Below are 23,217 nucleotides of genomic sequence, written 5' to 3'. Positions count from 1 at the left end.
CTCGTCGCGCAGCGCCGTAAAGGGCGGCTGCAGCGACGGTCGTATGGGAGGTGTCTCAGATTGTCTTATCGATCATCTGGACCAGTTGGCCTTTGCTCACGGCGCCGATTTGTGTGGCTTCCACCTTGCCGTTCTTGAAGACCATCAGTGTCGGAATGCCGCGCACGCCATAGGTGCGGGGGGTTTTCTGGTTGTGGTCGATGTTCAGCTTCACCACGCGCAGCTTGCCCTCATACTGCTTGGCCAGGTCGTCCAGCACCGGCGCGATGGCCTTGCACGGGCCACACCATTCGGCCCAGAAATCAAGCAGGACGGGGGTATCGGACTGCAGCACTTCCTGCTCAAAGGCATCGTCACTTACGTGGGTAATCAATTCGCTCACCGTAGTCTCCAGGGGCAAGTCGGGTAGGGGGTAAGACCGGGTGCGGTTCATCGGGTACACTAGTAAGTGCCCATGAGGCGCGGGTCGATCCGGGATTGGAAGCGGTGCCGTTGCGGCAGGGTTTCCATTCCAGCCTAAGTCGGGACGCGATTCAAGCGATTCAAGGGCATCTTACGATGCGTTCGGTTGGCATAGGTGAGGCTGCTTGCGAGCCGTTTCACCTATGCCGGCGTGAACGTGTTGCTTCCGGCGCTGCCGCTTGGCGCGTCGCATTCATCCACCTGTCCCAAGGTTGTCAGACTGGCCGCGGGACCGGATCGAGCACCTTGCTGCCGATCCCTATCAGACTCCCCTTCATGCCACAAACTGTACTTACCGAAATATTCTTCACGCAATTCGACTTGCATCCGCTGCTGCAGAAAGGGCTCGACGAGGCCGGCTTTGCGCGCTGCACTCCCATCCAGGCGTTGACGCTCCCGGTTGCTCTGACCGGTCGCGACGTGGCTGGGCAAGCGCAAACAGGCACCGGCAAGACGTGCGCCTTCCTGGTAGCCCTGATGAATCGCCTGCTCACCCAACCTGCGGTGGCCGAGCGCAAGGACGCAGATCCCCGCGCACTGGTGATCGCGCCGACGCGCGAGCTGGCCATCCAGATTGAAAAGGACGCCAGGAATATCGGGCGTTATACCGGGCTACGCACCGCGCTCATCTACGGCGGAGTGGACTACGACAAGCAACGGCAACTGCTCAAGGATGGGTGCGACATCATCATTGCCACCCCGGGGAGACTGCTCGATTACTACAAGCAGAACGTCTTCGGTTTCACCGGCGTCGAGGTCATGGTGATCGATGAAGCCGATCGCATGTTCGATCTCGGCTTCATCAAGGACGTTCGCTTTATCTTCCGCCGGCTGCCTGTGCGCGAACAGCGCCAGGTGCTGTTGTTCTCCGCGACACTTTCGCATCGCGTGCTCGAGCTCGCTTACGAGCATATGCACAATGCCGAAAAGCTGGTAGTGGAAACCGACAATGTCACCGCCGATCGCGTGCGGCAGCAGGTTTATTTCCCGGCCAAGGAAGAGAAGATGCCGCTGCTGCTGAACCTGCTGGAGCGTGCAGCAGCGTCGCGCAGCATCATATTTGTCAATACCAAGGCGGCGGCGGAGCGGATCACCGATCGTGTAAAAAGGCAGGGTTATCGGGTAGGTGCCTTGTCCGGCGACGTGCCGCAGCTCAAGCGCCAGAAGCTGCTGCAGCGGTTCCAGGATGGTCAGCTCGACGTGCTGGTATGCACGGATGTAGCCGCTCGCGGCCTGCACATTCCGGCGGTCAGCCATGTATTCAATTACGACCTGCCGCAGGATGCGGAAGATTATGTGCATCGCATCGGGCGCACGGCGCGTCTCGGTGCCGAAGGCGATGCCATCAGTTTTGCCTGTGACCTGTACGCGATGTCCTTGCCGGATATCGAGGAGTACATCGGTCAGAAGATTCCCGTGGCGACGATGGAGCCGGCATTGCTGGTGATGCCGGAACCGAAGCAGGTGGATGCACAATTCGCCGCCGATGCCGCAGCCGACAGTGCAGCCTTCGGCGACAAGGTCACGCCTCGCAATACTGAGGGCCCCAAATCCGGAGAGTCGCGTCGTCGCAATGCTGGTGGTGGACGTAGAGGCGAACGCCCGGGTGCGCAGGAACAGCGCCGCGACAGTCGTCCTCGCCATAGCACACCGCGTGCGGAATCCGCGGCGCCCAAGTCGGGCGGTGGTATTCAGGCCGCATCAAGCCCGGCACCTTCGCAGGAGGGTGTGTCGAACGGTCAAGGCAAGCGCCGTCGTCGGGGTGGCCGTGGCCGTCACCGTTCCGGCAGTGGGCCGGTGACCGACGTGGCTGTCAACGCTTCCGCTGCTGCCAGCAATAATCGGCCGTCACGGCAGGTTGTGGCGCAGTCGCCCTCCGGCGAACAAACAGCTCCCAAGAAGCAAGGTTTCTTCCAACGCTTGGCGCGGCTGTTTACCGGACGCTGAACCTCCGCACGCATTGCCGGGAAAATACGACGATGCATTCGGCGAGGATGCACATAACCCCGGTCGTTCCCTTATCCTTGCCGCCATATTCGGGTGAAATACGGGGAACGCGGTGATCCGCTTCGATCAGGTCGGCAAGCGTTATGAAGGGGGACATGAGGCCCTTTCGCAGCTTACGTTCGAGGTTGCCAAGGGAGAAATGGCCTTTGTGACGGGGCATTCGGGCGCCGGTAAAAGCACATTGCTCAAACTGCTGGCGCTGATCGAACGGCCTTCGCATGGATATATCGCCCTCGATGGGCAGAATCTTTCCAAGATCGGCCAGGGTGGTATTCCGAAGCTGCGCCGCAGCCTGGGAATGGTGTTCCAGGATCATCGCCTGCTCATGGACCGTACTGTTTTTGCCAATGTCGAATTGCCGCTGGTGATTGGTGGTATCACGCCGCAGGAGCGCGGGCGCCGGGTACGCGCTGCATTGGAGAAAGTGGGTCTGCTCGATTATGAGCGTCAATTGCCTGTTTCGTTGTCGACCGGTGAGCAGCAGCGCGTAGGCATCGCCCGCGCCATTGTCGCCAAGCCGAGTGTGCTGATTGCGGACGAGCCGACCGGTAATCTTGATCCGCAGCTGGCAGTGGAAATCATGGCCTTGTTTGCGGAGTTTCAGCAGGTAGGAACTACCGTGTTGATCGCCAGTCACGATCTGCCCTTGATCAAGCGCATGAAAAAACGGGTGATCGTGCTTGATCATGGTCGTCTCGTGGCCGACGTCGCGGCCGAGGAGGTGCTATGAGCGCCTCGACCGAGACTCAGCCGGCGCCGCCTCCTCGCAGCGAACGGAGCCATCGTAGACCTGTTTCCAGCTGGCGAGAGCATCATGGCTGGAGCGCTGCAGCGAGCTTGCGCCGGCTTGCGTCGAAGCCAGTGGGTAGTTTGCTCACCATCGCAGTCATGGGCTTGGCGCTGGCGTTGCCCTTGGCGTTTTTTCTGCTGCTTTCGAATGTGCAGTCGCTGGGCGACGCGCTGGGACGCAATCAGGTAATCAATGTCTTCCTCAAACCTGATCAAGTGATCAGCAATGCGCAACTGCTCGCCAAGCAGATCGGGCAACATGACGGAGTCAGCCACGTCACCATCAAGTCGCCTCAGCAAGGCATGGATGAGCTGAGCAAGATGCAAGGTTTCTCGGCGGCGTTGCATGCGCTCGACGACAATCCGCTGCCTTATGTACTCGAAGTGCAGCCGCAAGACGGCATTACTGCCGACGCTGCAGACCATCTCGTGGATGACCTTCGCGGCATGCAAGGCGTTGACATGGTGCAGGACAGCGGCACATGGCGGCAACGTCTGGATGCCTTGCTGGCGGTTGGTAATCGCGCCGTCATCATCTTGGGTGGATTGTTCGCGCTGGCGGTGCTGCTGGTAGTTGGCAACACCGTGCGAGTGGATATCACCAGCCGTGCCGAGGAAATCGGCGTATTGAAACTGATCGGTGCCAGTCGTGCCTTCGTGCGTCGCCCTTATCTTTATGCGGGAGTCTGGTACGGATTGTTTAGCGGTGTGCTAGCCGTTGCGCTCGCGTTGGCGATCGAAGCTGCATTGGCTGATCCTGTGGCGCGCCTCAGCCAGGTTTACGGAGGGAAGCTACATGTAGGGGGCTTGCCGCCGTGGCTGCTGCTGGCTGTGCCGGTAGCGGCGGCGCTCCTTGGCTGGTTGGGGGCGCGCCTGGTGAGTGCATGGCAGCTACGCCGAGCGGCGTAACAGGCTGCAACAGGCAGTGAAGCGGTTCGCAACCCTTTGCCGGTATCCTGAGGCACTATAAGCAAATGTGCTACGGGCGCAGGGGGCGCTTGCCGAAGCATGAGCACGGAAGCCACGCTTGATCGGGATGGTGGGGTTTTTGATGAATGCAAGCATCAGTAGCCGAGACCTCAACACAGCGCCGCGCGTGCTGGTGGTAGATGGTTCCAAGGTTGTTCGTCAGCTGATCGCGCGCGTGGTGCAAAAAGAGTGGCCGCAGGCTGAGGTAGTGGGATGCGGCACCGGTGCCGAGGCGCATCAACTGCTGGCTGGCGGTGTGTTCGATTTCATTACCGTCGCACTGCGTTTGCCTGACATGGATGGTTTGGAGCTGGCGCGCTATGTGCGCGAATCTGCACCGCAAATCTATGTCCCGATCGTCGTGGTGTCAGGCGATGTGGACGATCGCCTGCATCGTCGCTCGCTAGGCGAACATGTCACTGATTATTTCGATAAGTCGCTCGGCTTCCAGGCCTTGGCGGAGTTCATTCGAGGATATGTACGTCCCGAAAGTGCTGCTGACGGAGTGGTGCTCTATGTGGAGGACAGCCGAGTCGTTGCGCTTGCCACACGCCGCATGCTGGAGAAGATTGGGCTGACTGTCCGCCACGTTGTGAGCGTGGAGGACGCGTTGACGCTGCTTGAAACAGCGCGCGCGCAGGGTGGGGTAGGTGCAGACGTTGTATTGACTGATGTCAGCCTCAAGGGCGATCTCACCGGTGGTGACCTGTTGCGATTCATCCGTTCGGATTTCAACTATGGCAAGGGAAAATTGCCTGTGCTGGTCATGACGGGTGATGAGAATCCGGAGAACCAGGCTGCCCTGATTCGTGCAGGCGCCAATGACTTGGTGGAAAAACCCGTTGAGGAAAAATTGCTAGTCACCAAACTGTTATTCCAGCTGCGTGTAGCGCAGCATCTGCGCGCCCGCGAGAGTGTAGGCATGTCCTGATGGGCCTCTCGCTCTATCATTCGTGTTCGGGATGGAAGCGGACGGCATCGAACAACATGGATTTCATATTTTACCGATGAACGACGAAGAGCGGATCAAGCTGGAGCCCTCCTGGAAAAGCCGCATTGGCGATTATCTTCAGCGTCCGGAAATGCGCGCGCTATCTGAATTTCTCCGGGCCGAAAAGCATGCCGGCAAAGTGATCTATCCGCCGGGACCTGAAATTTTTAATGCGTTCAAGCACACGCCGTTCGAAGCGGTGCGTGTCGTGATCCTGGGCCAGGATCCATATCACGGCCCCGGCCAGGCCCACGGCCTGTGCTTTTCAGTGAGGCCGGGCGTGCCGCCGCCACCTTCGCTGGTGAACATCTTCAAGGAGATCGAGCGCGACCTTGGCATTCCTGCGCCGGACCATGGGTGTCTTACCCCTTGGGCAGATCGGGGCGTGCTCTTGCTCAACGCCGTGCTTACGGTCGAGCGCGGTCTGCCGGCCTCCCACCAGGGCAAGGGTTGGGAGGGTTTCACCGACGCAGCCATTGATGCGCTTAACCGGGAGCGGGAAGGTCTGGTGTTCATGCTGTGGGGTTCCTACGCCCAACGAAAGGGTCAGTTGATCGATACCCGCCGCCATGCCGTACTCAAGTCAGTGCATCCGTCGCCACTGTCGGCGCATCGTGGGTTTCTTGGCTGTGGGCACTTTTCGGCGGCCAACCGTTATTTGCAGGGCCAGGGGCAAGCTCCCATCGATTGGTCCTTACCGCCGCGAGCCCGGCTGGGTGAGTGTTGAGAGTCCGTGGGCGGCCGAAGCTGTGGTTCCGACCCAGCATTCACTCCCCAAAAGTCATGCTTGAAGCCCCTTGCCCTGGCACCCATGGACATGGACAAGGCCTGGCTATTCGTGTACTATTCGGTACATAAAAGGCGCCGGAACTTGCTGGCACCTTTAGCACTCTAATTACCAGAGTGCTAAGCTCACCCCACTTCAGGAGGTTCCAACATGTCCCAAGCCTTGGTGACGGCCAATTTGCCGGTTCCCAGCGTCGTTGGCAGTCTGGATGCCTACATCTCGGCCGTCCATCGCATCCCTGTGCTCAGCCAAGAGGAAGAGCAGGATCTGTCGCGCCGGTATCACCAAGAAAGCGATCTGGCATCTGCTCGCAAGCTAGTGATGTCGCATCTGCGTTTCGTGGTACACGTGGCGCGCGGGTACAGCGGCTACGGTTTGCAGCTCTCCGATCTCATTCAGGAAGGCAACATCGGCCTGATGAAGGCGGTCAAGCGTTTCGATCCCGACCAGGGCGTACGCCTCGTCAGTTTTGCCGTGCATTGGATTCGCGCCGAAATGCATGAATTCATCCTGCGCAATTGGCGCATCGTCAAGGTCGCGACCACCAAGGCGCAGCGCAAACTGTTCTTCAATCTGCGCAAGAGCAAGAAGCGCCTCGGCTGGATGAACGCCGAAGAAGTGCGCATGGTCGCCAAGGATCTTGGCGTGCCGGAGGCGACGGTGCGCGAGATGGAGTCGCGTCTGTCGGGCCGTGACATCGGCTTCGAAGCACCGGCGGACGCGGAAGAAGATGCCAAGCCGGCACCCGAAGCGTTCCTGGTTGATGAAGGTGCCGATCCTTACGAGAACGTGGCGGATGCCGACCAGTCCGACAATCAGCTCGAGACGCTCTCCGCCGCGCTGCAGAAGCTGGACGAACGTTCGCGCGACATCATCCAGCGCCGTTGGCTGAATGAGGAAAAGGCCACCCTGCAGGATCTGGCTGATGAGTACGGAGTGTCTGCCGAGCGTATCCGCCAGGTCGAGGCCAACGCGATGAAAAAGATGCGCGGTCTGTTCGCGGCCTGAAGCGATACTGACGAGCTTTCCTACGGCCTCCCTCGCGGAGGCCGTTTTGTGTTTAAGTCCCGCGTGGATTGCAACGCCCGGACGCCCATGCCTCACATCCTGGTCATCGAAGACGACGAAATCACCGCACGCGAGATCGTGCTGGAATTGGCTGCGCATGGTATCAGTGCCGATCGCGTGCATAACGGCGCGCAGGGTATGCAGCGCGCCCAAGAGCCGCACTATGACGCTATTACGCTCGACCTCATGCTGCCTGGCATGGATGGTTTGACGCTGGTAAAGCAGCTGCGCGAGTTAGGCATTGCGACGCCGGTCTTAATGATCAGCGCCCTCGGAGACGTGGACGAGCGCGTGCGTGGCCTGCGCGCCGGCGGGGACGATTACCTCACCAAGCCTTTCGCGCCAGACGAAATGGCGGCTCGTATCGAAGTGCTTCTGCGCCGCCATCGGCAGGAGCAGCCTGCGCAGACCAAGCTACGCGTCGCCGAACTCGAACTGGACATGATCAGCCGGACAGCACGACGCGGCAGCCGCGAGTTGACGCTGTTACCCACCGAATACCGGCTGCTGGAATTTCTGATGCGCTATCCCGGACAGGTGCTGACCCGCGCGATGATTTTTGAAAGTGTATGGGGCTTGCGTTTTGATCCCGGTACCAACCTCATCGACGTGCACATTGCACGTCTGCGCCGCAAGGTCGACGGGGAGGGCGAGCCGTCGTTGATCCGTACCGTCCGCGGATCGGGATATCGCCTTGGCTAAGAACCTCTCGATTCACTGGCGTGCCACCACGTCGCGCCTTTTGCTCGGGTACGGGGTGTTTTTCGTTATATGGGGCATGGTCCTGTTGGGTTCTATTTATTGGGAGACCCTGCACTATCTCGAAACGCGTACCGATCTGCAGCTCAAACAGCAGATCAGCTATCTCCGTAGTCTGGATGAAGATCACATGCTTGTTGCGCTGAATGACTACGTCATTCTGGAACGCACGAACTACAACGCATGGGGCCTGTTCGATAAGCATGGCAAATGGCAATACGGCGACATCCAGCAAATGCCGGCAGGCCTGAAGGTGGATTCACCCTCATCGATACGGCTGCCAACTCAAGAAGTTGTTCCGGGGCCGTTTGCACCCCCCACCGCAAAACTTTCGGTCATTGCTGCCCACGTACAAGATGGTCAGGTGCTGGTGCTTGCACATACCACACGCATTGCTGCCCGGGTTGGAGGCATCATCCTGCATGCGTTGTGGTGGGGACTTTCATTCACGCTCGTGCCGGGCCTGATCGGTGGCCTGATCCTCAATCGCGCACCGCGCCGACGCATTCGCCAGATCGAATCGGCTACCCAACCCATCATGCAGGGGGATCTGCGCCAGCGCCTACCGGTCAGTCATCGCGGTGACGAGCTTGATCGGCTCGCGGCCATCGTCAACGACATGCTGGACCAGCTTGAGCGATTGATGGGCGAGGTCAAAGGTGTATGCGACAACATCGCCCATGATCTGCGCACTCCACTCACGCGCCTGCGTTCGCAGCTATATCGGGCCGAGCAGCAAATGAGCGAAGACGACCCTCGTGCTGCGCTGATTGGCCGGTGTGTCAGCGACGTTGATGAAGTGCTTGCGCGATTCCGCGCACTACTGCGCATCTCAGAGCTGGAAGACCGGCGGCGGCGCGAGGGTTTTGTTGCGGTCGATGTTGGGCAGACGCTGCAACACGTGTACGAGCTCTACGCCCCCCTGGCTGAAGATCAGCAGTTGCAGTTCACGTTGCAAGCAGAGCCTGGACTGGTGATACATGCCGATGCCGACTTGTTGTTCGAGGCGATCGGAAATCTGGTCAGCAATGCCATCAAATTCACGCCAAACGGTGGTCAGGTCGCGCTAAGCGCGGTGGGCGTAAGCCCAGAACTTGCGCATATCGAAGTCACGGACAGCGGCCCAGGCATTCCGGAGGAACAGCGCCATGCAGTCTGGCGGCGATTCTATCGAGGGGATAGCGGTCGCAATGGCACAACGGGACATGGTCTTGGCTTGAGCATTGTGGCCGCGATCGCAAAGCTCCATGACTTTGATTTGCGTATCGAAGGCGACCACACCGGCACACGGATGGTGATGACGTGCCGTCTGCTTAACGTCGCGCCATAGCGAATAGGGCTGCCTGCGTCGCCATGACCACGTAGTCAGCGCGCTGCCCTGTGGGGGGATTTGAGGCGTGGGGTGCAACCCTGGATTTTGCAAGCTCGGCCTCTGGTGCTTCAAGAGGACGGGCTTTTGTTTCATTAAAAATCTTTCATGAATTAAACAATCTTCATCGCAGTGAAAGGCGCTGCGATGCAGCGATAAAGAATAATAGCGGCCACTGTTCACGCTAGTTGGAAGCCCCGCATGCTGGGTCTGGTTCGCATCGCATCCGCCTGCCCCTACACCTTCGTTGTCCTAGCGCTATTCATCCCGGTAGTTGGCCTCTTGCGCGTCTTGCGGACGTCTGCCGATACCTTTCCGAACATCGGCGTGGGCGGTCTACGGTTTGCCGGCGCCAAACTGCTGTTCGCACCGGTAGTCTTCGGCGCCGCTCACGACCGCGCGCAGCACGTCACTGATTTGAACTCCATTGCGGGACTTCCCCATGTCGCATAATCCAGCCCCTGTGCAAGTTGCACAAAAACCGCAGCACCTCAAAGCCGTCGGCATAGGCGGCGCAGCGCTTGCGTTGTTCGCTGTTGCGCTTGGCTTGTTCATTCGCTACCACGAGCACCATGAGTTGGTGCAGTGGACCGATGCACAACTCATTCCAAGCGTGCGTCTGGCTCCTGAGATGGATCCCGCCAAGGAACATCTGATAACGCTGCCTGGTCATCTGGAAGCGTGGTACAGCGCGCCTATCCATGCGCGGGTGGGGGGGTATCTGAAAGCTTGGTACAAGGACATCGGTGACAAGGTAAAGGCCGGGGACGTGCTTGCCACCATCGATACCCCTGAACTCGATCAGCAATTGGAACAGGCCAAGGCAGTACTGGTTAAGGCACAGGCGGATGCCAATCTCGCCAATATTACGGCGAAGCGCTGGGAACATTTGCTTACATCCGATTCGGTTTCCAAGCAGGAAGCCGATGAAAAGAGCGGTGAAGCCGAGGCAGCGCAGGCCACCGTGCTAGCCGCCAAAGCTAACGTCGACCGGTTAAATGCTCTGGAAACGTTCAAGAAGATCGTGGCTCCGTTTGACGGCGTGGTCACTGCCCGCCGCACCGATGTGGGTGACTTGATTACCGCCAACAACGAAAGCGGACCGGAGCTTTTCAAGGTGGCCGATACCAGTCGCATGCGCTTGTATGTGCCGGTTCCGGAAGTCGAGGCGAATGGGATCAAGCCTGGAATGAAAGTGACACTTAGCATTCCTGAGCTGCCGGGACGCACATTCCAGGCGACTCTGCTCGGCAGTTCCGATGCGATCAACCAAAATTCCGGCAGTCTGCTGGCGCAATTTGTTGCCGATAATAGCGATGGCGAGCTCAAGCCCGGTGACTACGCCGATGTGCATCTTAGCCTGCCAGTCGATCCGCATATGGTCAGCGTGCCCGCAAGCTCGCTGATTTTCCGCTCCCATGGTCCGCAAGTAGCGGTGCTTGGTCCCGATGGGCGGGCTCATCTGCATGACGTGCACATCGCAGTAGACCTCGGGCAGACCTTGCAGATCGATCAAGGTCTCATTCCTTCCGATCGCGTGATTGAAAATCCGCCTGACTCGCTGATGGATGGAGACAAGGTGCAAGTGGAAACAGACACGAATCAGAATCTGGCCGCGCAAGATACGGAGAAGCACGGGTGAACCGGCATGCTGACCGATGGATTGCTGCACTGGCTGCCACGCTGATACTCGGCGGCTGCTCGCTGGCGCCGGCCTACCATGCGCCGACGTTGCCGCCGATGCCGGCAAGCTTCAAGGAAGGTGATACTGCGTGGAAAGTCGCTGCGCCATCGGATCAGAACGCGCGCGGCAACTGGTGGGCGGTTTACGGTGACAGCACGCTTAACCAGCTGGAGTCAGAGCTTGACGCACAAAATCCCAGTTTGGCCGCTGCGTTGGCCAGGTACGACGTGGCGCGTGCATTCGAGAGCCAGCTCAGCGCGGGATTGTTCCCCCAGCTTAATGCCTTGGCCAGTCCGCTACGTGCGCGTCAGTCGAACAATCGCCCGCTGCGTGGAGCCAATCAGCCAAACGAGTACGACAGCGATACGGTAGGTGTCGAAGCCGACTACGATCTGGATCTCTGGGGAAGAATCCGTAACGAAGTCAGTCAGGGAGGCGCGTTGGCACAGGCATCCCAGGCTGATCTTGCTTCAGCCAAGCTGAGCCTCGAAGCTTCGCTCGCCAATAATTACGTTCGATTGCGCGGCTACGATATTCAGGTGCGCATTCTCCAGGATGCTTTGAAAGCCTATCAGCGCGCGCTGATACTCACCGAGAACCGCCATAGCGGTGGCGTTGCTTCGGGTCTTGACGTGTCGCGTGCGCAAACACAGCTTGATAATGCGCAAGCGCAGGTGACGGATGTGTTGGCGCAGCGCGCACTTGCCGAGCACGCTATCGCTAGCCTGGTCGGCATGCCTGCCTCAAGCTTCTCGATCGCACCTGAGCTGGATCCATTGCAGGTTCCGCTCACACCGGTTGGCGTACCTTCTACCTTGCTGGAGCGCCGTCCGGATATCGCTGCTGCGGAACGGCGAGTCTTTGCGGCCAATGCGGGCATCGGTGTGGCACGCGCGGCGTTCTTTCCCGACGTGAGCTTGTCCGGCAGTTATGGTTTCCAGAATACCGGTTTGGACAATCTGCTAGGCATCGGCAATCGTTTTTGGGCATTAGGGCCTTTGGCGACACTGAATATTTTCGACGCTGGCCTGCGACGTGCCCAGTTGCGCGAAGCACACGCACAGTTTGCTGAAGCTTCGGCCAATTATAGGCAGGTGGTGCTCGATGCCTTCCGCGAAGTGGAAGATGACCTGGCGCTATTGCAGCAGCTCGGTGTCGAGGCGAGGCAGGAAGATTTGGCTTTTACTGCTGCACAGCAGACCTTGACCATCGCCACCAATCGCTATCGCGAAGGCATCGTAAATTACCTCGATGTGGTCACCGCTCAGACGGCTGCGCTTTCCGCGCAACGCAATGCGGAGGCCATTCGTACGCGAAGGCTGCAGGCTAGCGTGGATTTGATTCGTGCACTGGGCGGTGGCTGGTCACGCGACAGTGTAGGTATGGGTGCGACGACGGCTAAAGTCGCCATGCCTGAGAAGACCGGCACACGCTAAAAACGGCCGCGTCGGTCTTCGCCGCTCTCTTCAGCTGTTGTGGAGGAGAGAGAGTTTTGTTGCGTATCAAACTTTTCTTTTTCACATACAAACGGGAATAAAGAGCAGCGCAATTAACCTGAATTGTTGCGACCACTGAACGGATGCAACGCTTCGTTTGCGCGATACTGTTATTACCGCATTACGGGAATCATCGTTATGTTGGGTCTGGTCCGCATTGCGCTCGCGCGCCCTTACACCTTCATCGTGCTGGCGTTGTTCATCCTGATAGTCGGCCCCCTGGCCGCCTTGCGGACACCTACCGATATCTTTCCGAATATCGGCATCCCGGTCATCAGCGTAGTGTGGTCGTACAACGGCCTGTCGCCAGCCGCGATGTCCGGTCGCGTGGTCTATTACTACGAGCGTTCACTGACTTCGACGGTAAGCGATATCGAGCACATCGAATCGCAATCCTTGCCGGGCATCGGCGTGGTGAAGATTTTCTTCCAGCCCGGCGTAGACATTCGCACGGCAACGGCGCAGGTGACGTCGATTTCGCAGACGGTGTTAAAGCAGATGCCGCCTGGCATCACACCGCCGCAGATCATCAATTACAACGCTTCCACCGTGCCGATTTTGCAGATGGCCATGTCGAGCACGAAACTCAGCGAGCAGAAGATTCGAGATTACGCGCAGAACTTCTTGCGGCCCATGTTGATATCGGTAGCCGGCGTGGCGATTCCTACGCCTTATGGCGGTAAGCAGCGTCAGATCATGCTGGATCTTGATCCGCAGGCGCTGGCGGCAAAAGGACTTTCTGCCCAGGATGTCGGCAATGCGCTGGCGGCGCAGAACCAGATCTTGCCAGTCGGTACGATCAAGATCGGCGATTACGAATACACCGTCGAACTCAACGACAGCCCAAGGGCCATCGAGGCAATCAACAATTTGCCGATCAAGACCGTCGATGGTGCAACCATCACCATTGGCCAGGTGGCGCATGTGCGAGATGGTTCGCCACCCCAAAACAACGTGGTCCGGGTGGATGGTCATCGCGCCGTACTCATGCCGGCCCTCAAAGGTGGTGATGTTTCAACGTTGGCGGTGGTGGCAGGTATCAAGAAGCTTTTACCGCTGGCGAAGGAGACACTGCCGAAATCCATGAAGATCAAATTGCTCGGCGATCAGTCCATTTTCGTGCGGGGCGCGATTGCTTCCGTAGCCCGCGAAGGCATCATTGCCGCGCTGCTCACTTCCGTGATGATCCTGGTGTTTCTGGGTAGCTGGCGTTCGACCGTCATCATCGCTGTATCGATTCCACTTGCCGTGCTGTCGGCCATCGCGTTGCTGGCCGCCTTCGGGCAAACCCTCAATGTCATGACCTTGGGCGGTCTCGCCCTTGCGGTGGGTATCCTGGTCGACGACGCCACCGTCACTATCGAAAACATCAACTGGCATCTTGAGCAACGCAAGGATGTACATACCGCAATCATGGATGGTGCCAAGCAGATCGTGACGCCGGCCTTCGTGTCACTGCTTTGCATCTGCATCGTGTTCGTACCGATGTTCATGCTCAATGGCATTGCGGGATTCTTGTTCCGCCCGATGGCGTTGGCGGTCATCTTCGCGATGATTTCGTCCTTCATCCTGTCGCGTACGTTGGTGCCAACGATGGCGATGTATTTGCTCAAGCCGCACTTTGCGGAAGGTGGCGCGGGCGATCATCCGGAAGACGCCTACATCAACCATCATGAGGGCGATCAGCACCCGGCGATGCGGCGAGGTATGTTGCGTCGCATGCTGGTGTCATTCCAGCAAGGTTTCGAACATCGTTTCGCGAAGATCCGTGATGCGTACTACGGCACCCTTGCGTTGGCGCTGGAGGCGCGCGGGCGGTTTGTGCTGGGCTTTCTCGGCGTCGTGGTGGCATCCTTTGCGCTTGTCCCTTTTCTGGGACGCGACTTCTTTCCGACGACCGATGCCGGGGCGATTGCCATCCACGTACGTGCGCCGATAGGAACCCGCATCGAAGACACCGCGGCGGAATTCGATCACATCGAGAATGCCATTCGCCATGTCGTACCACCCAACGAATTGGATGGAATCATCGATAACATTGGCTTACCCTTGAGTGGCACCAACATGGTGTACAACAGCAGCGGCACGATCGGGCCACAGGATGGCGACATCCAGGTTTTGCTCAAGCCCGATCATGGCCCTAGCGATGCCTACGTCAAGACATTGCGGACCGTACTGCCACGCGAATTCCCGGGCACTACGTTTGCGTTCCTACCTGCGGACATGGCGAGCCAGATCCTGAACTTCGGTGCGCCTGCACCGTTGGACGTGAAGGTCTCTGGTCGTAACACTGCGGCCAATCAGGCCTATGCCATTCGCTTGTTGCGGGCGATGCGGATGATTCCCGGGATCGCCGATGTACGCTTGCAGCAGTCGACAGGCGCTCCGCAATTGGACGTTGACGTCAACCGTGTTCGCGCCGATGAACTGGGTATCACGGAGCATGACGTTACCAATAGCATGGTGGCATCGCTGGCCGGCAGCCTGCAGGTGGCGCCTACGTTCTGGTTGAATCATGCCAATGGCGTGTCCTATGCGGTGGTGGCGCAAACGCCGCAGTACCGCATGGATAGCTTGGCGGCTCTGCGAAGCTTGCCGATCACATCCGCGACGACCGGTGCGAAACAGATTCTTGGTGCCTTGGCGACGATCCGTCCTACTTCGAGTCCGGCAGTTGTTTCGCACTACAACATTGCCCCGTCATTCGACGTCTACGCATCGGTGCAAGGCCGTGACCTTGGCGCAGTATCGGATGATATCCAGCATGTGCTCGACCAGGCTGCGAAGGATCGACCGAAGGGCGCTGTCGTACGGTTGCTAGGTCAGGTCACAGCTATGAACACGGCGTTTTCCGGCTTGCTGTTCGGCTTGCTGGGCGCGATTGTGCTGATCTATATGCTGATCGTAGTGAACTTCCAATCGTGGCTGGATCCGTTTGTGATCATCACTGCATTGCCGGCGGCGCTGGCGGGAATCGTGTGGATATTGTTCATCACGCATACCACGCTGTCGGTACCGGCACTGACTGGCGCCATCATGTGCATGGGCGTGGCGACCGCAAACTCGATTCTGGTGGTGAGTTTTGCGCGCGAACGGCTGGCCGAGCACGGCGATGCGGTGAAAGCGGCGTTGGAAGCGGGTTTCACGCGTTTCCGTCCGGTCTGCATGACGGCACTGGCCATGATCATTGGCATGCTGCCGATGGCGCTGACGCAAGAGCAGAACTCGCCGTTAGGACGTGCCGTGATAGGTGGCCTACTGTTTGCCACCGCTGCCACGCTGTTGTTCGTGCCGGTGGTCTTCAGCATCGTTCACGGCCGCGAGCAGCCTGCTACGGCGGTTAGTGCGACTCATGCACGGGGTACGGCCTAGACATGTCTCTACATAAGGCGACTTGGCAAGATCAATAAAGATCGATGGGATCGACATCCAGCGACCAGCGCACTTTGCGTGCGCTGGGTAACCGGATGAGTTGCGCCGACCATGGGCGCATCGCCGCGTGCAAATCGCGACGGCTGACGGATTCGATCAATAACTGGCCACGTTGCTTGCCGGCACGCAGTGCCATCGGCGCCGGCATCGGTCCGGCGACCTGCAGATTCTCGATATCGGGCAACGCTGCGCGAGCCTCGGACAAAAAACTATCGACTGCGCTTCGTTGATGGGCTTCGCACCGCAGCAGCACTTGATGCCCGTAAGGCGGCAGTCTGGTTTGCCGCCGCTCCGTCAGCAGATCGGCGGCGGCTCTGGCATAACCTTGTGTAAGCAACGTGAGCAGGAGCGGATGATCGGGATAATGCGTCTGAAGTAGCACGCGTCCCGGCTTATGCGCACGCCCCGCGCGTCCGGCGACTTGCACGACCAGTTGAGCCAGCCGCTCTGCAGCACGGAAGTCGACGCTGAGCAAACCCTCATCCACCCCAACAATGGCCACCAAGGTCAGATTAGGCAGGTCGTGACCTTTGGCCAGCATCTGTGTACCGACAAGGATGGCCGGTGCATCAGGCTGCAGATTGTCCAGCAGCTTTTCGAACGCATCGCGGCGCCGCGTTGTTTCGCGGTCGATGCGCAATACGGGTGTTTGTGGAAAGCGTGCAGCCAGCGCCTCTTCCAACCGCTCCGTGCCCTGGCCTTGGGGTCTCAATGCCTTATCGCCGCAGGTCGGACAGGCAGATGGCACGGGAACCTGATCACCGCAATGATGGCAGACCAATTTTTGCCATGCGGCATGCACAGTGAGCGGACGCTCGCAACGCGGACATTCTGCATGCCAACCGCAGGCATGGCATAGCAGGACGGGTGCGTAGCCGCGCCGGTTGCGAAACACCAGCACGTGTTCCCCGCGTGCCACTGTTTCCTCGACGGCATGCAGCAACGCCGGTGACAATCCGTGTTCCAGCCGCTGCGCGCGCATGTCCACGATCTGCACGCGGGTTGGCTGTGTAGCGATGGGACGCGAGCGCAGATGAAGTGCCTCATAGCGCCCGGCCGCGGCGTTGGCAAGACTCTCCAGCGAAGGCGTGGCAGAGCCGAGCAGCACGGGCACCTGCAGTGCACGGCCACGCACCAGCGCAAGATCGCGTGCGTGATAGCGGAACCCTTCTTGCTGCTTGTAGGCGCTGTCATGCTCCTCGTCCACGATGATCAGGCCGGCCTGGGGCAATGGGGCGAATGCGGCGGAACGCGTTCCCAAGGCTACCTTGGACTCGCCTGAGCGCATTCTCAGCCAGGCCCGCGCACGCTCGCCTTCTGCGAGATTGGAATGCAGCACCTCAACCGGCACACCTAGTCGCTCACGTAAGCGTCGCACTGTCTGGGGCGCCAGACCGATCTCCGGTACCAGCAGCAGGGTTTGTCTGCCTTGCGCCAGCATGCGTTCGATCAATGCCAAGTAGACCTCGGTCTTGCCGCTGCCCGTGACGCCATCCAGTAAAAAGGCTTGGAAACGGCCGAACGCTTTGGCCACTTCCGCAACGGCATGGGCCTGTTCGTCATGCAGAGCGGGACTGTTTCCCGCCGGCAAATTTTCCGGTGAGGGTGTGAGGATTGCGCGCTCGATCAGGCTTGCTTCTGCCAGGCGGCGTGCTGCCGGCCGCCATTCGGAGAGCAATGTATCCAATTCGATCGCCGACAAAGGACTCTCGGCCAGGATTTGCAATAACGCGCGGCTGCTACCCCGTCGGCTGCCTGCATCGAGCGCACTGTGCCCGGCAGTGGTCAGGCGCCAGGCGGGCTCATGGGTGTCCGGCAACGGTTTGTCTTCACGCAATAGCAGTGGTAGCGCGTTGACATACGCCTCCCCTGGCGAGCCTAGCCAATAATCGGATGCCCACGCGACGGTTTGCATTAATTCGGCGTCGAGCAGAGGCGCATCGTCCAGGATCCGCAACACGCGCTTCAGCCGCGCGCTGCCGACCTGAGTGGGAACGTCCGTTTCGATGACCACGCCCACCGTCTTGCCACGGCCAAACGGAACCAGCACCCGGCAACCGGCCATCGCATGGCCATGGGTGGGAGGCAGGTAGTCGAATAGCGTGGGTAACGGCACCGGCAAGGCAATGCGGAGGACGGATGGCATGGCGATGTGCTGAAGCCGGTATCGAGTTGAGTGTATCTGCAGAGGGGGGTGGAAATGGGTGAAAGATGTTGCGATGGGATGTTGGAACCGATTGCTTCTCTGTCATCGAGGAAACACGGCTAAGTAGCTCATGGACCCACGATTTTTTCCTTATCCACAAGAGTTGTGGATAAGTCTGTGGATGCGCCGTTGAGAGGGGCCTTTTTCGCGCATCAGATCGGCCCTTGTGACAAGCTGTTCAAGTTTTGACCACTTTAAAATAGACAGAAATATCAATAACTTGAGACATCGCCGAGAGCCGCCCGCGTTTGGGATCACGCCCTCGATACGCTCATATGTCAATACCTTGACGCTGTGCAAAACCGTGCTTTTGGCCCTCAAAAATGACAATCAGTGGGCCAGCCCAAGTACAGCGGCGGTGATAAGCGCAAACACTAGCAGCCACAGATAGAGCCACCCTACGAACCAAAATTTCACGACGGTCATGACCCATCCCTGGCGATAAACACGCTTTTGCATGATCAGCAGATAGACCGGCATCCATATCAGCAGCGGGGCCTGCGCCATACCGACCCCGTAACCCACCCAGGCCGCGTGCGGCTTGAGCCAGGTGGACAGCATTCCGCTGATGACGACCAGCAGCAGGCTCAGGAACAGGAAAGCATGGCTGTGCAGCGAAACGATCAGGTGCTCCATGTATAGCCGCCGCTTGAAGACGTAGAAGATCTTCAAAAGCAGCGCGAAGACGGGCACCAGTACCAGCATCGTTTCCGGTAGCGCTCCATAGACACCGGCGGCGAAGCGTTCGCCCGCTTCCTGGCGCTCGCTTGCTGTGCCGTGGCGAAGTGCATGAAGGTTTTGCAACAAATGATTGCGCAGTTCCGTGAGGCGCTCATTGGCGAAACTCGGAAGCCAGCTCATGTTTACGGGGGGGCGGGCAATCCTGGATGCTTCTTCTCCCGGCACCTTGGTGGATGGCGCGGTGGTCGCTGAGCCTGCCGGCGATCCCAGTTCGCTCAATCGTTGTTTGGCCTGTTCGCGCAGCTGTTGCTCGGTCTGGTCTACCTGCGCAACGATGGCTGCATTGCCCAGCGCGCGGGTCGCTTCCAGGGCGTCCAGCCTGTACGTGAGCTGTTTGTTGACCTCGCTGGCTGTTTGCGCCCTGGTGAAATCGTCACCATTGTCGATCAACACCGCCTGCTGGTGGCGCTGGGCGATGCGCTGGGCGATCACATCTGTCGCCAGGTGCAGAGTAAAGAACGATAGCAGGCACAGCACGAACATCAGCCTGAAGGGGGCGATATAGCGCATACGGCGTCCGCTGAAATACTCCAGCGTGAGAAAGCCGGGCTTGAAGAAAAGTGGTGGCAGCGTGTGAAAAATGCGCCCGTCGATATGCAGGAGAGTTTCGAAGAACTCCTCGAACAAGCCGTGTACAGGCCGGAGCACGCTATGCACAGACTGACCGCAATGATGGCAGTACTCGCCCTCCAGCGCCGTACCACAATTAGCGCAGCGCACACCCTCGAATGACGTCACTTCCTTCATGTCGGCTCCCCTGCCATGCAGGGCCGCATCTTGGCAGGTTGAGCCGGAGGGGGAAACAGGTCGTGGAAGCGCGGGGGGTGTGTCGCACGGTACACTAGGCGGCCGCGGAGTATCTCACCCATGAAACCGTTATCTATCGACCGCGCGCGGGTGTTGCGGGAGATCGGCGCTACTGTGCGCCTGGCCCTGCCGCTCATGCTTGCCCAACTTGCCGCCGTCGGCAGCAATGTGATTGACGCCGTGCTATCCGGACACGTCAGCGCACACGTGCTGGGCGCTGTCGCGGTGGGCGCGAGCATTTGGTCACTGGCCATCGTCAGTGGCATTGGCATGATGATGGCAGTGCCGCCCTCCGTCTCGCAGCTGGATGGCGCCGGCCGCAGGCATGAAGCCGGCGAAGTATTCCATCAGGCGATCTGGCTGGCCTTGGCCATGGGCGCGTTGCTCTGGTTTGCCGTACGCCATGCAGAACCGCTTATCAAGCTGATCGGTGTCTCGCCCAGCCTGTATGTCGGCGTCGGCGAATTTCTGCATGCCATCAGCTGGGGTGCCCCTGCGCTGACCTGTTATTTCGCCCTGCGCGGCCTGTCCGAAGGGCTCTCGCTGACGCGTCCATCGATGTACTTCAGTTTTGGCGGTCTGGCCTTGCTGGTACCGCTGGGTTACGTCTTCATGTTCGGCAAGCTGGGTTTGCCGCCGCAAGGCGCGCGCGGCTGCGGTATCGCCACGGCTACGGTGCTCTGGCTGGAAATGCTTGCGTTCGGCACCTACGTGGCTTTGCATCCCAATTATCGGGGGCTGGGATTGTTCGATCGCTTCGAGCGACCGAACCCTCAGCGTATTGGCCGCTTGTTGCACATTGGCTTACCGATGACGATCTCGTTGCTGGCCGAAGCGGGGCTGTTCGTCGCCGCGGCGTTGCTGATCGGAACCATGGGAGAGGACATGGTGGCCAGCCATCAGGTCGCGCTCAATGTGGCGTCGTTGTTCTTCATGATTCCATTGGGGTTGGCGATGGCCATCACGGTACGCGTCGGCAATGCAGTGGGCCGTGGGGATACGTCCGGCGTCCGCTACGCCGGCTTCTGCGGCATCGGCCTCACCTTGGTAACGCAAACGTTGTCTGCCGGGCTCATGCTGGGATTTCCACGCCTCATCGCGTCCCTGTATACACATGACGACACGGTTATCGACCTGGCAGCGCAATTACTGGTGCTAGCCGGTTTGTTTCAGTTCTCGGACGGGATCCAGGTGGCTTCCAACGGTGCCTTGCGTGGTTTGAAGGACACGCGTGTGCCGATGGCGATTACCCTGTTTGCCTATTGGATGGTTGGCATGCCGGTAGGTTGGTGGCTGGCATTCCACGCCGGGCTGGGAGCCCGTGGCATCTGGATGGGCTTGATTGCTGGCCTGAGCATGGCAGCCTTGCTGCTGTTTGTGCGTTTCTGGCGCAGTTCGCATCGGCGCCGATCCGGTACGTTTGGCCCTGTTGCTGCGGCCATGGCGGATGCCACGATGCCTTGAAGCTTGTCCACGATCTCTACGCGGACTTCATGGCGATCGCAACAGGCTTTGAAAACGGACCGGATCTCGCGGGCAAGTCGACGAAACCGACTGTAATGACCGACGTTGCGCGACCGGCTACGCTGGCGCATCACTACGAGGAATCATGCCATTTATGACGACCCCACCGCCCTTGCGCCAGCCGCAACAACCGAATGGGTTCTGGGCCTTTTTGCGAGTGTTTGGCCGTGGTCTCAATGTAGTTCGCCTGATCGTTCTCAACGCCGTGTTTTTTGCCTTTCTGGCGGTCGTGGTGTTGCTGATGCTGGCGGTCGGTGCAACGCGGCACGCGAACGACATTCAGGACGATAGCGTGCTGGTGTTGAGGCCGGAGGGGAGGCTGGTCGAGCAGTACAGCATCAACCCCATGCAGCGGGCCTTGTCGAAGTTGTCCGGCAATGAGCCGAAAGAAGTCCAGCTGCGCGACCTGGTGGATGCCATCGATGCAGCCGCAAAGGATCCGCACATCACACGGATTGTGCTGGATCCCGGGCATCTGCAGAGCGGAGGTTTTGCTGGATTGACCGAAGTCGGCGCCGCGCTGGATCGTTTCCGGGCATCTGGCAAGCCAGTGATCGCGTGGGCTTCCGACCTTGATCAATTCCAGTACTACCTGGCCGCGCATGCTGACCGCATCCTGCTTGATCCGCAGGGCAGCTTGTTCATTATGGGCCTTTCGAACTACCGCCTCTTTTACAAAGATCTGCTCGACAAGCTGGGCGTGAGCGTCTACCTGTTCCGCCAAGGTCAATTCAAGAGTGCCGCTGAACCTTTCGTGCTCGATCACGCCTCACCGGAAGCGAAGGAAGCGGACAGTTACTGGATGGGCGGCCTTTGGGACGACTACATCACCCAGATAGCAAAGCTGCGCAAGCTCGATCCCGCGGTAGTGCGCGCAGATATCGATAACCTGCCTGATCGCATCACTGCCGCACAGGGCAATCTCGCCCAGCTTGCGCTGGATGAACACCTGATCGACGGACTGGCGACGCGCGACGAGTTGGTAGGGATGCTTCACTCGCAAGGAGTACCTGCCGGGAAAAACGGTCATGGCTTTCGAGGCGTGAGCCTGGATCGATATGTTGCAAGTCTGCCGAGCCGCAACACGCTGGGTGATCCTGCGGTAACGGTTGTGGTGGCAGAAGGCGATATCTCATCCGGCGAACAGCCGCCTGGTTCAATCGGCGGTGAGTCCACGGCAGCGCTGATCCGTAGCGCCAGGGAAAACAAGCGCACGAAGGCGCTGGTTTTGCGCGTGAATTCACCCGGCGGTGAAGTCTATGCGGCTGAAGAAATCCGGCGTGAAGTGGCGCTGACGCGTAAAGCCGGTATTCCGGTGGTCGTGTCGATGGGCGATGTTGCGGCTAGCGGCGGCTATTGGATCTCCATGAATGCCGACCAGATTTATGCGGAACCTGACACCATCACGGGCTCGATCGGCATCTTCGGCATGTATTACACGGTACCTAATGCGCTCAGCAAAATAGGCATCAATACGGACGGAGTAGGAACCACTCCTTTGGCAGGTGCGTTCAACATCACGCGTCCGCTGGATCCGAAGGTGGGCACCGTGATCCAGTCCATCATTGACAAGGGTTATCACGATTTCGTGGGCGGCGTTGCGCAGGCGCGCGGCAAATCCTACGACGCGATCAACGCCATAGCGCAGGGACGAGTATGGACCGGCGCACAGGCGCAGCAACGAGGACTTGTCGATCAATTGGGCGGACTTGGCGACGCCGTTCAGAAAGCCGCGGCCCTGGCCCATTTGGGCAAGCACTACGCCGTGCGTTATCAGGAGCCGCCGATGGGCTTCTTCCAGCGCTTCTTCGTCAGCCTCAATCAGGATGCGATGATTTCCGGGCTGCAGAGCTATGGCGTGACGCTGCCAAGCTGGTTCGCACAATTACCGGCCCTGGCACCCGAATGGGGGATGCTGCGTACGGCGCAGGCTGGGCGGCCAAACGTGTACGCCTATTGCTTCTGCTCACTGCATTGATGGAGACATTTCAGTGAGGGTGGACCCTCATCGGCCGAGCGTGCCAGCCGATGAAGGTGCAAGCATGGGCGCGATCAGGCCATGCAGGCCACCGCGCCATGATGGTGGAGGCCTATACGCTGGCACGATGGTGCCGCTCCTGGCGGGG

17 protein-coding genes are annotated in these 23,217 nt (G+C 59.3%); 14 read left to right on the top strand and 3 right to left on the bottom strand.

Annotated features, from left to right (window positions below; genetic code table 11):
- Nucleotides 1-55: 55 nt before the first annotated feature.
- Nucleotides 56-382 (bottom strand): thioredoxin TrxA, encoded by a 327-nt coding sequence (gene trxA / locus AC4HNJ_RS04920; protein WP_490478408.1) that lies wholly within the window; start codon nt 380-382, stop codon nt 56-58.
- Between the two features lie 356 nt (nt 383-738).
- Here trxA and AC4HNJ_RS04915 point away from each other — a divergent pair, with 356 nt between their 5' ends.
- The 12 genes from AC4HNJ_RS04915 to AC4HNJ_RS04860 all read left to right on the top strand — a co-directional run bounded on the left by AC4HNJ_RS04915 (nt 739) and on the right by AC4HNJ_RS04860 (nt 15,753).
- A complete protein-coding gene (locus AC4HNJ_RS04915) occupies nt 739-2,409 on the top strand; it encodes a DEAD/DEAH box helicase (protein WP_490478407.1) in 1,671 nt (556 codons plus the stop codon).
- A 112-nt stretch (nt 2,410-2,521) separates the two neighbouring features.
- Entirely contained in the window at nt 2,522-3,199 is a 678-nt protein-coding gene (gene ftsE, locus AC4HNJ_RS04910; protein WP_490478406.1) for a cell division ATP-binding protein FtsE, read from the top strand.
- Nucleotides 3,196-4,167: a permease-like cell division protein FtsX gene (gene ftsX, locus AC4HNJ_RS04905; protein WP_490478405.1), complete on the top strand. Its 972-nt coding sequence runs from the start codon at nt 3,196-3,198 to the stop codon at nt 4,165-4,167. Before ftsE ends, ftsX begins: the two co-directional genes overlap by 4 nt.
- Before the next feature lie 142 nt (nt 4,168-4,309).
- Entirely contained in the window at nt 4,310-5,158 is an 849-nt protein-coding gene (locus tag AC4HNJ_RS04900; RefSeq protein WP_490478404.1) for a response regulator, read from the top strand.
- A gap of 76 nt (nt 5,159-5,234) precedes the next feature.
- Nucleotides 5,235-5,945, top strand: coding sequence for a uracil-DNA glycosylase (gene ung, locus AC4HNJ_RS04895; protein ID WP_490478403.1), 711 nt, complete (start codon nt 5,235-5,237; stop codon nt 5,943-5,945).
- A gap of 210 nt (nt 5,946-6,155) precedes the next feature.
- Nucleotides 6,156-7,013 carry an RNA polymerase sigma factor RpoH gene (gene rpoH, locus AC4HNJ_RS04890; protein WP_490478402.1) on the top strand — a complete coding sequence of 286 codons (858 nt, stop codon included), beginning with the start codon at nt 6,156-6,158 and terminating at the stop codon, nt 7,011-7,013.
- Between the two features lie 87 nt (nt 7,014-7,100).
- Nucleotides 7,101-7,775, top strand: coding sequence for a response regulator transcription factor (locus AC4HNJ_RS04885; protein ID WP_490478401.1), 675 nt, complete (start codon nt 7,101-7,103; stop codon nt 7,773-7,775).
- On the top strand, nt 7,768-9,162 hold the full coding sequence (locus AC4HNJ_RS04880) for a sensor histidine kinase (protein ID WP_490478400.1): 1,395 nt from the start codon (nt 7,768-7,770) through the stop codon (nt 9,160-9,162). The genes AC4HNJ_RS04885 and AC4HNJ_RS04880 overlap by 8 nt, the downstream gene beginning before the upstream one ends.
- Before the next feature lie 240 nt (nt 9,163-9,402).
- Nucleotides 9,403-9,654, top strand: coding sequence for a hypothetical protein (locus tag AC4HNJ_RS04875; protein ID WP_490478399.1), 252 nt, complete (start codon nt 9,403-9,405; stop codon nt 9,652-9,654).
- Nucleotides 9,644-10,843 carry an efflux RND transporter periplasmic adaptor subunit gene (locus AC4HNJ_RS04870; protein WP_490478398.1) on the top strand — a complete coding sequence of 400 codons (1,200 nt, stop codon included), beginning with the start codon at nt 9,644-9,646 and terminating at the stop codon, nt 10,841-10,843. Before AC4HNJ_RS04875 ends, AC4HNJ_RS04870 begins: the two co-directional genes overlap by 11 nt.
- Complete coding sequence (locus AC4HNJ_RS04865) at nt 10,840-12,321, top strand: efflux transporter outer membrane subunit (protein WP_490478397.1); 1,482 nt, start codon at nt 10,840-10,842, stop codon at nt 12,319-12,321. The genes AC4HNJ_RS04870 and AC4HNJ_RS04865 overlap by 4 nt, the downstream gene beginning before the upstream one ends.
- 198 nt (nt 12,322-12,519) lie before the next feature.
- The gene (locus tag AC4HNJ_RS04860) at nt 12,520-15,753 is read left to right on the top strand and encodes an efflux RND transporter permease subunit (RefSeq protein ID WP_490478396.1); all 3,234 of its coding nucleotides are present in this window, start codon (nt 12,520-12,522) and stop codon (nt 15,751-15,753) included.
- Nucleotides 15,754-15,784: 31 nt separating this feature from the next.
- On the opposite strand, the gene AC4HNJ_RS04855 is transcribed toward AC4HNJ_RS04860, so the two are convergent.
- Together AC4HNJ_RS04855 and AC4HNJ_RS04850 are read right to left on the bottom strand one after the other, a co-directional pair.
- A complete protein-coding gene (locus tag AC4HNJ_RS04855; protein WP_490478395.1) occupies nt 15,785-17,959 on the bottom strand; it encodes a primosomal protein N' in 2,175 nt (724 codons plus the stop codon).
- Between the two features lie 390 nt (nt 17,960-18,349).
- Entirely contained in the window at nt 18,350-19,507 is a 1,158-nt protein-coding gene (locus AC4HNJ_RS04850; protein ID WP_490478394.1) for a DUF3667 domain-containing protein, read from the bottom strand.
- A gap of 120 nt (nt 19,508-19,627) precedes the next feature.
- On the opposite strand from AC4HNJ_RS04850, the gene AC4HNJ_RS04845 reads away from it, so the two are divergent.
- Nucleotides 19,628-21,031 (top strand): MATE family efflux transporter, encoded by a 1,404-nt coding sequence (locus AC4HNJ_RS04845; protein WP_490478393.1) that lies wholly within the window; start codon nt 19,628-19,630, stop codon nt 21,029-21,031.
- A gap of 154 nt (nt 21,032-21,185) precedes the next feature.
- Nucleotides 21,186-23,069 (top strand): signal peptide peptidase SppA, encoded by a 1,884-nt coding sequence (sppA, locus tag AC4HNJ_RS04840; protein WP_490478392.1) that lies wholly within the window; start codon nt 21,186-21,188, stop codon nt 23,067-23,069.
- Nucleotides 23,070-23,217 lie beyond the last annotated feature (148 nt).

It is taken from the genome of Dyella sp. SYSU CM1112 (assembly GCF_058216415.1).
Note: the sequence above shows the minus strand (reverse complement) of the source record. Positions and strands in the feature narration are given on the sequence as shown.